Genomic DNA, 12,255 nt, shown 5'->3' with positions numbered 1-12,255 from the left:
GGCGCGGGCCCGTCGCGCAGGGGGGCGGGACGGGCCGTGCGGGGCTCCGGGATAATCGGGTACGTGAGCGACAACCAGCAGCCCGAGAGCACCGACGGCGCGCCCCTGCCCGAGCCCCTGCGGTTCTTCGGCACGACCTGGGTCGACCGCTCCGGCGGCTACTGGGCGCGCCGCGCCGGCCTCGCCGTCCTGGCCCTCGCGCTGGCCGGCGGCGGCGCGTTCGTGCTGGCGCTGTCCTACAACGGCCTGCAGCTGGCCGACAGCGGCGGCCTCATACAGCTGCTGATGATCGTCGCCTTCGCGGTCTGCAGCTCGCTGGCCTTCACCCGCACCCTCAACGGCTTCAGCCGTGCGCACGAAGCCGGACCGGGCGACAGCTCGTTCCGGCCGATCCGGGTCATCGGCTTCGTCGGCGTGCTGCTCGCGTACACGGTGCGCAGCTTCGTCGAGGCCCCCGGCGAGGGGATGCTCCGCCAGGACTACGAGCACCGCCTGGAGCAGCACGCGCGGCGGCGCTCGTCCCGTACGGGCAACCCGGCGAAGCGGAAGCGCAAGAAGCGCCGCTGACCGGCCGCCGCACCCCGGCCCCCGCGGCCTGCGCACCCGCGCTTACGCCTCCTCCCGCGCCCCCGCGTGCGCGGCGACCCATCCGTCCGCCAGGTCCGCCAGCCGGTGCGCGGCCGCCGTGGTGCGCTCCCGGTCGCCCGTGTTGAGCATGTCGATCTGCAGCCCCGCGAACGCCGCGTTGAGCAGCGTCGCGTAGTCCGTCGCCGCCTCCGCCGGCACGCCCCGGTCGCGGAACCAGCCCGCGACGAACTCCACCCGGTCCGCCAGCAGCCGCGACGTCGCGCCGCCCAGCCGGTCGCCGGCGGCGAGCCCTTCGATCTCGTGGATGAGCCGGGTGAGCGGCAGGTGCTCGGGCGTCAGGTGGTACTCCCACGTGGCCCGTACGACCTCGCCCATGCCCATCTCGCCGTCCGCGCCGGGCAGCCCTGCCAGCCACTCCCGCTGCCGCTCGTCCAGCCGCGTCAGCGTGGCGGCCAGCAGGTCGGCCTTGTCGGCGAAGTGGTGGGTGAGCACCCGCGTGCTCTGCCCCAGCTCCTTGGCGAGCGGCCGCATCGACAGGGTGGCGAGCCCGTGGTCCACGAGGTAGTCAACGACCGAGTCGAGCAGGGCGGTCTTGCGGGCCGGGTCGGCGGGTCTGGGCATGGCACTCCTGGTACGTGTCACCCGGCCGCCCGCGTACGTGCGCACCGCGGGGCACGCACGGACGCGCACACGGCCGGGAAACCGGTGGACACCGTTAAGGTAACGACTGTTACCTTAACGGCATGGACGAGAATCCCACCCTGCAGAAAACCGCATCCCCCCTCCGCCGCTCCCTGCCGGGCTGGCTGATCGCGCTCACGCTGACGACCTTCACATTCTCCACCGACGACTACCTGGTCGCGGGCGTGCTCCCGGGCATCGCCGACGACCTGGACGTGTCCGAGGCCGCGGTCGGGCAGCTCGTCACCGTCTTCTCCCTGGTGCTCGCGCTCGCCGCTCCCGTCGCCTCCGTGGTCACCGCCACCTGGCCCCGCCGCCCCCTGTTCACCGCCGCCCTCGCGGTGTTCGCCGTCGCGAACTTCACGATGCCCCTCGTCGCCTCCTTCCCCGTCCTCATGGCCCTGCGCGTGGTCGCCGCGCTCGCCGCCGCCGTCGTGGTGCCCGGCGCACTCGGCGCCGCCGCGGCCCTCGCCCCGCCCGAGCGGCAGGGCCGCTACATGGGCACGGTCTTCGCAGGACTCACCACGTCGCTGCTGCTCGGCGTGCCGCTGGGCACCTGGATCGGCGCGGTCGCCGGCTGGCAGGGCGCGTTCGTCCTCGGCGGCCTCCTCGGCGTCGCCTCCCTCGCCGCCCTGTACGCGACCCTGCCCGAGCCGCCCCGCGGCGAGGCCCTGCGGCTGGCCGACCGGCTGGCCCCGCTCGCCCGCCCCGCGCTGCTCGTCGGCCTCGCCGCCACCGCCGTGGCCGTGCTCGGCAACCTGATGGTGGTCACCTACCTCGCCGTCTACCTCCGCGACCTCGCCGGCCTCGGCCCCACGGGACTCGGCGTGATCTTCGTGCTGGCCGGCGTCTCCGGCATCGTCGGCAGCCAGCTCGGCGGTCCCGCCGCCGACCGGTGGGGTGCGGAGCGCGCGCTGCTGATGGGCTGCGGGGCGTTCGCGCTGGTGATGCTCGGGCTCGTGGCCTGCTGGCCGCTGCGCCCCGCGCCGCTGGTGCTGGTGGTGCCGCTGCTGATGCTGTGGTCGGCGGCGGCCTGGTGGATCCCGCCGGCCGCGAGCGCCCGGCTGCTGCGCCTCGCAGGACCGGCCGGCGCCCAGGCCCTCGCGCTCAACAGCAGCGCCGTCTACCTCGGCGTCGCCGCCGGCGGCGCGGTCGGCGGCGCCCTCCTCGACGCCTTCGGCAGCGCCGCGCTCCCGGTCGGCGCGGCGGCGGCGCAGGCCGTGGCGCTCGCCCTCTTCGGCCTGGCCTCCCGCCAGGCCTCTCAGGGAAAACCCTGAGGCCCGCCCGGGGTCACCCCCAGGCAACCCGGACATGTGTCAGTACTCTTTGACAGGTCCTTCGGACACCTGTCAGCTTTGACTTACACACCGACGCACGAAGGGGCCGCAGATGGCACGGACGCCCGCTCCGGCCCCATCCGGAGAAGAACTGCTCAAGGTCCTCGCGGCACTCGGCAACCCGCACCGCCTGCGGATCGTCGCCGCGCTCCACGAGGGCCGGAACTACGTCAGCCGGCTGGCCCGCGAGATCGGCATGAGCCGCCCGCTGCTGCACATGCACCTGCAGCGGCTGGAGGCCGCGGGCCTCATCACCGGCTCGCTGGAGCTGTCCGAGGACGGCAAGGCGATGAAGTTCTACGAGGTGGTCCCGTTCCGGTACGAGCTGACCCCCGGCCTGATCGAGGAGGTCGCCCGCACCCTCGGCGACGGTGACGGCGAGCCCCCAGGCGAGCCCCCCGGGAAGGGCCGGACAGGCACCGGGAAGTCCGAGACGGTGAAAGAGGAAGCCTCATGAACGAGCAGACGGTGCACCTCGCCGACAGTGCCGACACGGTCGGTGCCGTGGTCGGCGCGGTGGGCGCCGCCGGGTTCTTCGCGCTGCTGATCGTGGTGGTCTGGCAGATCGCCGCCACCTGGCGGGCGAAGATGCTCGCGGCCCGCGAAGAGCAGTACCGGCAACTCGCCATCAAGTACCAGCAGTTGCTGGAGGACAACCTCGAACTGCACCGCCGCAGCATCGACGAGCTGACCGAGGCGCGGCGCTCCATCACCTCGATGGAGAAGATGATGCGCGAAATCGAGTAGCAGCGGCCGGACAACGGTCGGCAGCAGTATGCGTACGGGCCGGAAGCGGCAACTTCCGGCCCGTACGAGGACGAAGCAATCCCCGGCACACTCCCGCGCCACGGCCAGGTCGGCAAACCACAGCGGCCGCGGTGCGGTCCGGTCGTGCGCCCGATTCACTTCTCTTGAAGGAGACCATCCCATGTCCGCTCGGATCAAGCAGCTCGTGGCTGCCCCCGGAGGACGCCGGACGAAATGGCTCGTACTGGCCGCCTGGATACTCCTCCTCGTCGCGCTCGGCCCGCTGGCCGGCAAGCTCGGCGACGTCGAGGACAGCAGCCCGAACGCCTTTCTGCCGCGCAGCGCGGAGTCCGCCGAGCTGAACACGGAGCTGGAGAAGTTCCGCGGCGACCCCGACGACGAGGTCATGCCCGCCGTCGCCGTCTACAGCGTGCCGGACGGCGCCATGACGGAGGCCGGCCGGCAGAAGGCGGCGGCGGACGTCCGGGCGTTCGCGCCGTACGTCGCCGCGGGCGAGCGCGTGACGCCGCCCGTCGCGTCCGACGACGGCGGCGCGCTGATGACCATCGTCCCGATCACCGACGAGGACGGCCTCGGCGACACCATCGAGGCCGTACGCGGCGTGGCCGCCGACGGCGCGCCGCCCGGCGTCGACGTGGAGGTGGGCGGCCCGGCGGCCTCCCTCGCCGACTCCGTCGCCGTCTTCGACTCCCTCGACGCGACGCTGATGCTCGCGACCCTGGCCGTCGTCACCGTTCTCCTGCTGATCACGTACCGCAGCCCGCTGCTGTGGCTCTTCCCCGTGCTGGCCGTCGGCTTCGCCGCCGTCCTCACCCAGGCCGGCACGTACCTCCTGGCCAAGCACGCCTCCCTGCCCGTCGACCCGCAGTCGGCCGGCATCCTGATGGTCCTCGTCTTCGGCGTCGGTACGGACTACGCGCTGCTGCTCATCGCCCGCTACCGCGAGGAGCTGCACCGCCACGAGGACCGCCACGAGGCCATGCAGCTGGCGCTGCGCCGCTGCTTCCCCGCGATCCTCGCCTCCGCCGCCACCATCGCGGCCGGCCTGTCGTGCCTGTACTTCGCCGACATCAGCTCCTCCCGCTCGCTCGGCCTGGTCGGCGCGGTCGGCGCGGTGTGCGCGTTCCTCGCGCTGGTCACGGTGCTGCCGGCGCTGCTGGTGATCGTCGGCCGCTGGGTCTTCTGGCCGTTCGTCCCGCGCCACGGCACCCCCGTGCACGGGCACCGCACGGTGTGGTCCCGGATCGGCGGCGCGGTCTCGCGCCGGCCGCGCTGGTCGTGGCTGATGTCCCTCGGCCTGACCGCCGTGCTCGCCTTCGGTGTCGTCGGCATGGACTTCGGTCTCAAGCAGTCGGAGATGTTCCAGGACAAGCCCGAGTCGGTCGTCGCCCAGGAACGCATCTCCGCGCACTACCCCTCCGGGGCCTCCGACCCGGCCGACATCGTCACGAACGCCGCCGCGAAGGACGCCGTACGGGCGGCGGTCGAGCAGGTCGACGGCGTGGCGGGGGTCGCGGACGGCGACACGGCCGGCGGCCTCGCCGCCCTGCGCGTCACCCTCGACGACGAACCCGACTCCGACGCGGCCAAGGACACCGTCGACGGCCTGCGCACCGCCGTGGGCGCCGTCGACGGCGCGGACGCGCTGGTCGGCGGCACGACGGCGGAGGCGCTGGACACCCAGCGGGCGGCGGACCGCGACCTGCGCGTGGTGGTGCCGATCGTGCTGCTGGTGGTCTTCCTGGTGCTGATCGGGCTCCTCCGCGCGCTGGTGGCGCCCCTGCTGCTGCTCGCCACCGCGGTGCTGTCGAACGTGGCCGCGCTGGGCGCGTCGTACCTGCTCTTCGACCACGTCTTCGACTTCGCCGCGGTCGACTGGTCCATCCCCCTGATGGGCTTCGTCTTCCTGACCGCGCTCGGCATCGACTACAACATCTTCCTCATGACCCGGGTCAGGGAGGAGGTCGCGCTCCACGGCCACGCGAAGGGCGTCCTGACGGGGCTCACGTCGACCGGCGGCGTGATCACCTCCGCCGGCATCGTGCTCGCCGCGACGTTCTCGGTCTTCGCCGGGCTGCCGCTGGTGACGATGGCGCAGATGGGCGTGCTGGTCGGGGTGGGCGTGCTGCTGGACACGTTCCTGGTCCGCACGGTCATGGTGCCGGCGCTGGCGCTCGACCTGGGCCGGTGGACGTGGTGGCCGGGCGCGCTGTTCCGGCACGAGACCCGGCGGGCGGGGGCGCCCGGGGCGGGGGAGGCCGCGCTGCCGGAGGCGGATCGCGTACGGGCCTGAGCCGCCGGGGCCCGCAGACCGCCGCGGCCGCGGGCCCCGGCCGCACCCCGGGTCCGGCCGGGCGTGGCCGGGGTCGCGGCCGGGGGTGCCGCGGGCCCGCGGTCCGGCCTCTGGTCCGGCCTGTGGATAACTTCGCGGGGTGTCGGGCGGCGGTGCGAGGATGGACGGCATGACCCAGAAAGTCGCCGTACTCGGCGCCGGAAAGATCGGCGAGGCGTTGCTCTCCGGCATGATCCGCGCCGGCTGGTCGCCCGACGACCTGCTCGTGACCGCCCGCCGCCCGGACCGCGCCGAAGAGCTCCGCAATCGCTACGGCGTCGAGCCCGTCTCGAACGGCGACGCCGCCAAGCGCGCCGACACCCTCATCCTCACGGTCAAGCCGCAGGACATGGGCACGCTGCTGGACGACCTCGCGCCGCACATGCCGGCGGACCGCCTGGTCGTCTCCGCCGCCGCCGGCGTCCCCACGGCCTTCTTCGAGGAGCGGCTGCCGGAGGGCGCACCCGTGGTGCGCGTCATGCCGAACACGCCGGTGCTCGTGGACGAGGGCATGTGCGTCATCTCCGCCGGGAAGCACGCCGTGGAGCAGCACCTGGTGCGGACCGAGGAGATCTTCAAGCCCGTGGGCAAGACGCTGCGCGTCCCCGAGGCGCAGCAGGACGCGGCCACGGCGCTGTCCGGCTCCGGCCCGGCGTATTTCTACTTCCTCGTCGAGGCCATGACCGACGCCGGGATCCTCCTGGGCCTGCCGCGCGAGAAGGCCCACGACCTCATCGTGCAGGCCGCCATCGGCGCGGCGGTCATGCTGCGCGACAGCGGCGAGCACCCGGTCAAGCTGCGCGAGGCGGTCACCTCCCCGGCCGGGACGACGATCAACGCGATCCGTGAGCTGGAGAACCACGGCGTACGGGCGGCCCTGATCGCGGCGATCGAGGCGGCCCGCGACCGCAGCAGGGAGCTGGGCACGGGTCCGGCGCCCGACGGCAAGCGCGCGTAGGGAAGCCGGCGATGACACCGCAGCCCCACGACCCGCCCCCGCCCGGACGGGGACCGATCCGCGTCCTGCTCGCCGACGACGAGGCCATGGTCCGCGGCGGCGTGCGGGCCATCCTCACCGCCGCGGAGGGCATCGAGGTCGTCGCCGAGGCCGGCGACGGCCGCGAGGCGGTCGAGCTGACCCGGAGGCACCGCCCCGACGTCGCCCTGCTCGACATCCGCATGCCGGTGCTCGACGGCCTGGGCGCCGCCGCCGAGCTGCGCCGCGCGGCGCCGGAGACGGCGGTGGTGATGCTCACGACGTTCTCCGAGGACGAGTACATCGCCGGCGCCCTCGACAGCGGCGCCGCCGGCTTCCTGCTCAAGTCCGGTGATCCGTACGAGCTGATGGCCGCCGTCCGCGCCGCCGCCGGCGGCGCCTCGTACCTCTCGCCGCACGTCGCCCGCCGCGTCATCCAGCGGGTCAGCGGCGGCCGGCTGACCCGCGAGAAGGAGGCGCGCGAGCGGACCGCGGCGCTCACCCCGCGGGAGCGCGAGGTGCTGGCGCTCGTCGGCGCCGGGCTGTCGAACGCGGAGATAGCCGCGCGGCTGCACCTGGTGGAGGGCACCGTGAAGGCGTACGTCAGCCAGGTGCTGGCCCGCCTGGAGCTGAAGAACCGGGTCCAGGCCGCCATCCTCGCCTACGAGGCGGGGCTGGTCGCCGAGGACGCGGACCCCTCGGCGCACGGCTCGGCGTAACCCCGGCCGCTGCCGCGCCCGGTGCCGTCCGCGTCGGCGGTCCCGGCGTCGTCGGCGACCCGAGCCGCGGTCCCGTGCGGCACGCCCGCCGCGGCGTCCACGCGCGCCCGCCGCCGTATCCGCAGGGCCCGTACGCCTTCGTGCAGCAGCGTGATGCCGAACGCGAGGCCCAGCCCCAGCGCCACCCCCCGCAGCGGCTCGTCCTCGAAGGCCGCGCCGCCGGCATAGCCGAGCGTCGTCCCGTACGCGGCCCAGGTCACCGCCGCGAGGATCGCGTAGCGCGTGAACGTCCGGCGCGGAAAGCCCGTCGCCCCGGTCGTGAGCGTGGCCGCCGTCCGGCCGCCGGGGATGTAGCGCGCCACGACGAGCACCAGCCCGCCCCGCTCCGCCAGCATCCGCCCCACCCGCTCGTACGCCCGCTGCGCCCGGCTCCCCGGCCGCAGCCGGTCGAAGATCCGCGGCCCCGCGCGCCGGCCGATGAGGTACGAGATGTGGTCGCCCGTCAGCGCCCCGAGGGCCGCCACCACCGCCACCAGCAACGCGTCCGGCTGTCCGTCGGCCGCGGCGAACACCCCGAGCGTGATCACCAGCGTCTCGCTCGGCACCACCGGGAAGAAGCCGTCCAGCGCGGCGATGCCGAAGAGCGCCAGGTACACCCACGGAGTACTGACCACGCCCTCGACGGCGTGGATGATCGCGTCATTCATGCGGCTCACGCTAGGAACGCGGCCCGCACCTCCGCCGCGCACGGAAGACAGGACCCCACCATGACTTTCGTCAGGTGCCCGGCGCCCCCCGCCCGCCGTACCGTGGCCGCATGACCGGCACCGACCGGCTGCCCGGCACCCTGCGTCGCACGCTGCCCGACCGCCTCCGCCCCGCCCGCCCCCGCACAACCGGCCCCGCGGGCGACCGCCCCGACGGCGACCGTTCCGGCGGCGACCGCCCCGGGCGCCGCCGCCCCGCCCTCCCGCCGGCGCTCCGCCGCGTCCTGCGCAGCGAGCGCGCCGCCGACCTGCTCCTCTGGCTGGTCCTCACCCTCCCCGCCGTCACCGCGAGCGGCCTCCCCGGCGCCGAGCAGGCCGCCGGCGTCGACCTGCGCTGGATACGCGTCGCCGCCGTCCCCCTCCTCGCCCTGGCCGTCGCCGCCGGCCGCACCCGGCCCCTGCTCGCCGCCGCGATCCCCGCCGGGCTGGCCCTGGCCGCGACCCCCGAGCTGTTCACCAACCAGTTCGTCCTCGCGCAGGTCGCCCTCTCCTTCCTCCTCGGCCGCCGCACGGACCGCCCGCGCAGCGCGCTGCTGCTCTTCGGCGCGATCGCCGCGGCCGGCCTGGTACTCGCCCGCGCCGTCCCCGACGCGACGTTCTCCGGCTGGGCGACCCTCGTGCTCACCGTGCTCTTCGCGATGGTGCTCCCGTGGCTGCTCGGCCGGTACGCGCGCCAGCACGCCGCGCTCATCAGCACCGGCTGGGAGCTGGCCGAGCGGCTGGAGCGCGAGCAGGAGCTGGCCGCCGACCGCACCCGGCTGCGCGAGCGCTCCCGTATCGCCGGCGACATGCACGACTCCCTCGGTCACGAGCTGACCCTCATCGCCGTACGCGCCGCGGCCCTCCAGGTCTCCCCGGGCCTCGACGCCGCCGCCCGCAAGGAGGCCGCCGAACTGCGCGAGGCCGCGGCGACCGCCACCGAGCGGCTGCGCGAGGTCATCGGCGTGCTCCGGGAGGACGGCGAGGGCGCGCCGGTGCACCCGGCGGACGACAGGGTGGAGGAGCTGGTCAAGCGCGCGGCGGCGTCGGGGATGCAGGTGGAGCTGGTACGCGGCGAGGACGCGCCCCGCACCCCGCCGGAAGCCGCTCCGCTGCCTCCGGTGGCCGACCGGGCGATCCACCGCGTCGTCCAGGAGGCCCTGACCAACGCGGCGAAGCACGCCCCGGGCGCCCCCGTGACCGTCCGCCTCCGCCGGGACACCGACCACGCCGAGGTCACCGTCGCCAACGGGCCACCACCGGCCAGCGCCGCAAAACCCCTGAAAGCCTCACAAATCTCGGGCGGGTACGGGCTAGTCGGCCTGGACGAGCGCGTCCGCCTCGCCGGCGGCACGCTCCGTGCACAGCCTGTGGACGGCGGTTTCGCCGTCACCGCCCGGCTCCCGCTCACCCCCGGCGCCGCCCCCGCGCCGCCGCGCGAGTACGCGGCCCGGCGCGAACTTGCCGCCGCGCGCCGCCGCGTACGCCGCGGCATCGTCGACGCGATCTGGGTCCCGGTCGTCGGCACCGTCGTCCTCGGCGTGCTCCTCTTCGGCGCCGACCTGTACACCTCGTACCGCGCCGTCCTCGACGCGGACACGTACGACACGCTGCGCATCGGCCAGTCGCGCGACGCCGTCGAGCCCCGCCTCCCCGCCTACGAGGCCGACGTCAACACCCTCCCGGCCGCCGCCCCCGCCGACCCGCCCGGCACCGACGAGTGCCTCATCTACCGCACCACCCCCTTCACCCTCGACCCGTCCTACCGCCTCTGCTTCACCGACGGCCGCCTCTCCCACAAGGACAAGGTTGACGCCGACCCCTGACCCCACCCCGCAAGCACCGCCGCCCACCCGGGGGTTACCCCCACCCGCGCCCGGTGGCCCGCAGGATGGGGCGCGGGCCGCCGCGTCCGTAGCGTCGTACGACATGAAGCCGAAGCCCGCGACCCTCGCCCTCCCCGCGCTCGCACTGGCCCTCGCCGCCACCGCGACCGCCTGCACCCAGTCGGTCGGCGACGGCAAAGCCGAGAACCGCACCTTCCGGATAGGCGCCGACGCCACCACTCTCACGATCGACGCCGACGACACCGCCGTGGAGCTGGTGCCCGTCGACCGCGAGGGCGGGGAGATCGCCGTCACCCGCTGGTTCAAGGCGGAGAAGTGGAACGGCGACGTCGGCACCAAGTGGTCGGTCGAGGGTGACACCCTCCGCTTCCGCACCAAGTGCAGCGGCGTCATCGTGAGCTGCGACTCCCGCTACCGCGTCGAGGTCCCGCGGGACCTCGACGTCAAGGTCGACAGCAGCGACGGCCGCATCGAGGCGACCGGCTTCGACACCCGCCTCGACATCACCAGCATCGACGGCGCGGTCGAGGTCGCGGACGCCGGCGGCCCCCTGAACATCGAGGCCCGCGACGGCTCCGTACGCATCGACGGCGCAGCCGGCCCCGTCGACGTCGACGCCCGCGACGGCTCCGTCCGCGCCACGGACCTCACCGCCGCCCGCGTCACCGCCTCACTCGGCGACGGCAGCCTCCACCTGGGCTTCACCGAAACCCCGGACCAGGTCACCGCCGAGTCCCGCGACGGCGGCCTGACGCTGGAGCTGCCGAAGGCGCCGTACCGGGTGAGCACCGACGTACGCGACGGCAGCACCGACGTCTCCGTCCCCCGCGACCCGGCCAGCCCGCACCGCATCGAGGCCGCCACCGCGGACGGCAGCGTCACGATCCGCCCGGCGAACTGACCGCGCCGAAGGCGGGCAGCAGCCCGGCCGCCTCGTACGCCGCGTCCACCCGCGGCCGCGCCATCCCCCGGGCCCGCTCCGCCCCGCGCCGCAGCACGTCCTCGACGTACGCCGGGTCGGCACTCAGCTCCGCGTGCCGCTCCCGCACCGGCCGCAGCGCCTCCACCACGGCCTCTGCCGTATCGCGCTTGAGCTGCCCGTACGACGTGTATTCGCCGGCCAGCTCCGCCGGCTTCCGCCCGCTGCACCCGGCCAGGATCTCCAGCAGGTTCGCCACCCCGGGCTGCGCCTCCCGGTCGTAGGCCACCTCGCTCCCGCTGTCCGTCACGGCCCGCATCACCTTCCGCCGCACGGTGTCGGGCTCGTCGAGGAGATGCACGATGCCGGCCTGGGCCGACGGCCCGTCGTCGGACTTGCCCATCTTGGCGGCGGGGTCCTGGAGGTTCATCACCCGCGCGGCGACGGACGGACGGGTGACGCGCGGCACGGTGAACACCCGCCCGTAGCGCTGGTTGAACCGCTGCGCCAGGTCCCGCGCCAGCTCCACGTGCTGCGCCTGGTCGTCGCCGACGGGCACCTCGTCGGCGTCGAAGGCGAGGATGTCGGCGGCCATGAGCACGGGGTACGTCAGCAGCGACAGCCGCACGCTCCCGCCCTTGGCCCGCTCCCGCGCGGCCTTCTCCTTGTACTGGATCATCCGCCGCATCTCGCCGTCCGCGGCGGTGCACTCCAGCAGGTACGACAGCCGCGCGTGCTCGTCCACGTGACTCTGCACGTAGACGGTGCACACCTCGGGGTCGAGCCCGGCGGCCAGCAGCAGCTGCGCGGCCTGCCGACTGAGCCGCCGCAGCCGCGCGGGCTCGTACGACACGGTCATGGCATGCAGGTCGACGACGCAGAACAGCGCGTCGGCCTGATGCTGGTCCACCTCGACCCAGCGCCGCACGGCACCCAGGTAGTTCCCGAGCGTCAGGTGCCCGGTGGGCTTCACCCCGCTGAAGATCCGTACCCGCGAGCCCCGCGATCCGTACGTCGTCATCGTCGTCCCTCTCATCCGCTGCCGAGGACCGCCGCATCGACGGCCGGCGAGGAGGAGAGCCACGCGAAACGGCCGCCGAACCGGCGGCCGTTGAAGTCGTGCGCACGCACGCCCCCGAGGTCGGCCGCCGTCAGGCGGCCCACCACTGCTGGGTACGCGCACGTGCTGTCATGCGTCACACCGTATCGCGGAGTTACGCTGGAGGGAGCGGGGACAACCGACCATGACCGGAGTCCACGCGACGGTGCTTGACAAGGACGTCATGGATCCGTAAAGTTCTTCGGGTTGCCACGGGGCCGGTTCGGTTCCGGAGTGCGACGA

The 12,255-nt window shown here is 74.4% G+C and carries 13 protein-coding genes; 9 read left to right on the top strand and 4 right to left on the bottom strand.

Annotated features, from left to right (window positions below; all coding sequences use genetic code 11):
* The first annotated feature begins 63 nt into the window (after positions 1 to 63).
* Positions 64 to 567, top strand: a complete 504-nt coding sequence (locus LG396_RS23320; RefSeq protein WP_018843170.1) for a hypothetical protein — start codon at positions 64 to 66, stop codon at positions 565 to 567.
* Between the two features lie 42 nt (positions 568 to 609).
* On the opposite strand, the gene LG396_RS23315 is transcribed toward LG396_RS23320, so the two are convergent.
* Positions 610 to 1,209 (bottom strand): TetR/AcrR family transcriptional regulator, encoded by a 600-nt coding sequence (locus LG396_RS23315; protein WP_018839893.1) that lies wholly within the window; start codon positions 1,207 to 1,209, stop codon positions 610 to 612.
* 122 nt (positions 1,210 to 1,331) lie between these two features.
* Between LG396_RS23315 and LG396_RS23310 the strand changes: the two genes are divergently transcribed.
* The 6 genes from LG396_RS23310 (at position 1,332) to LG396_RS23285 (ending at position 7,401) form a co-directional block, all read left to right on the top strand.
* Positions 1,332 to 2,546 (top strand): MFS transporter, encoded by a 1,215-nt coding sequence (locus LG396_RS23310; RefSeq protein WP_225796236.1) that lies wholly within the window; start codon positions 1,332 to 1,334, stop codon positions 2,544 to 2,546.
* A gap of 112 nt (positions 2,547 to 2,658) precedes the next feature.
* Positions 2,659 to 3,063, top strand: coding sequence for an ArsR/SmtB family transcription factor (locus tag LG396_RS23305; protein WP_225796235.1), 405 nt, complete (start codon positions 2,659 to 2,661; stop codon positions 3,061 to 3,063).
* Positions 3,060 to 3,353: a hypothetical protein gene (locus LG396_RS23300; RefSeq protein ID WP_018839890.1), complete on the top strand. Its 294-nt coding sequence runs from the start codon at positions 3,060 to 3,062 to the stop codon at positions 3,351 to 3,353. The genes LG396_RS23305 and LG396_RS23300 overlap by 4 nt, the downstream gene beginning before the upstream one ends.
* Before the next feature lie 181 nt (positions 3,354 to 3,534).
* Positions 3,535 to 5,667, top strand: coding sequence for an MMPL family transporter (locus tag LG396_RS23295; protein WP_225796234.1), 2,133 nt, complete (start codon positions 3,535 to 3,537; stop codon positions 5,665 to 5,667).
* Positions 5,668 to 5,836: 169 nt separating this feature from the next.
* Positions 5,837 to 6,664: a pyrroline-5-carboxylate reductase gene (proC, locus tag LG396_RS23290; RefSeq protein ID WP_225796233.1), complete on the top strand. Its 828-nt coding sequence runs from the start codon at positions 5,837 to 5,839 to the stop codon at positions 6,662 to 6,664.
* Positions 6,665 to 6,675: 11 nt separating this feature from the next.
* The gene (locus LG396_RS23285; protein ID WP_225796232.1) at positions 6,676 to 7,401 is read left to right on the top strand and encodes a response regulator; all 726 of its coding nucleotides are present in this window, start codon (positions 6,676 to 6,678) and stop codon (positions 7,399 to 7,401) included.
* Here LG396_RS23285 and LG396_RS23280 read toward each other — a convergent pair.
* Positions 7,344 to 8,108: a DedA family protein gene (locus LG396_RS23280; protein ID WP_225796231.1), complete on the bottom strand. Its 765-nt coding sequence runs from the start codon at positions 8,106 to 8,108 to the stop codon at positions 7,344 to 7,346. The two genes, LG396_RS23285 and LG396_RS23280, sit on opposite strands and share 58 nt — an antisense overlap.
* A 110-nt stretch (positions 8,109 to 8,218) precedes the next feature.
* Here LG396_RS23280 and LG396_RS23275 point away from each other — a divergent pair, with 110 nt between their 5' ends.
* Both LG396_RS23275 and LG396_RS23270 read left to right on the top strand, forming a co-directional pair.
* Positions 8,219 to 9,973 (top strand): sensor histidine kinase, encoded by a 1,755-nt coding sequence (locus LG396_RS23275; protein WP_225796230.1) that lies wholly within the window; start codon positions 8,219 to 8,221, stop codon positions 9,971 to 9,973.
* A 103-nt stretch (positions 9,974 to 10,076) separates the two neighbouring features.
* On the top strand, positions 10,077 to 10,895 hold the full coding sequence (locus LG396_RS23270) for a DUF4097 family beta strand repeat-containing protein (RefSeq protein ID WP_225796229.1): 819 nt from the start codon (positions 10,077 to 10,079) through the stop codon (positions 10,893 to 10,895).
* On the opposite strand, the gene trpS is transcribed toward LG396_RS23270, so the two are convergent.
* Together trpS and LG396_RS39375 are read right to left on the bottom strand one after the other, a co-directional pair.
* Positions 10,873 to 11,934: a tryptophan--tRNA ligase gene (gene trpS / locus LG396_RS23265; RefSeq protein ID WP_225796228.1), complete on the bottom strand. Its 1,062-nt coding sequence runs from the start codon at positions 11,932 to 11,934 to the stop codon at positions 10,873 to 10,875. The genes LG396_RS23270 and trpS overlap by 23 nt on opposite strands.
* A gap of 11 nt (positions 11,935 to 11,945) precedes the next feature.
* On the bottom strand, positions 11,946 to 12,077 hold the full coding sequence (locus tag LG396_RS39375) for a hypothetical protein (RefSeq protein WP_263979513.1): 132 nt from the start codon (positions 12,075 to 12,077) through the stop codon (positions 11,946 to 11,948).
* Positions 12,078 to 12,255: the final 178 nt, after the last annotated feature.

It is taken from the genome of Streptomyces aculeolatus, from assembly GCF_020400605.1.
Classification (GTDB): domain Bacteria; phylum Actinomycetota; class Actinomycetes; order Streptomycetales; family Streptomycetaceae; genus Streptomyces; species Streptomyces aculeolatus.
The sequence above is the reverse complement of the archived record's forward strand: the minus strand, read 5'-3'. Positions and strand labels throughout refer to the sequence as shown.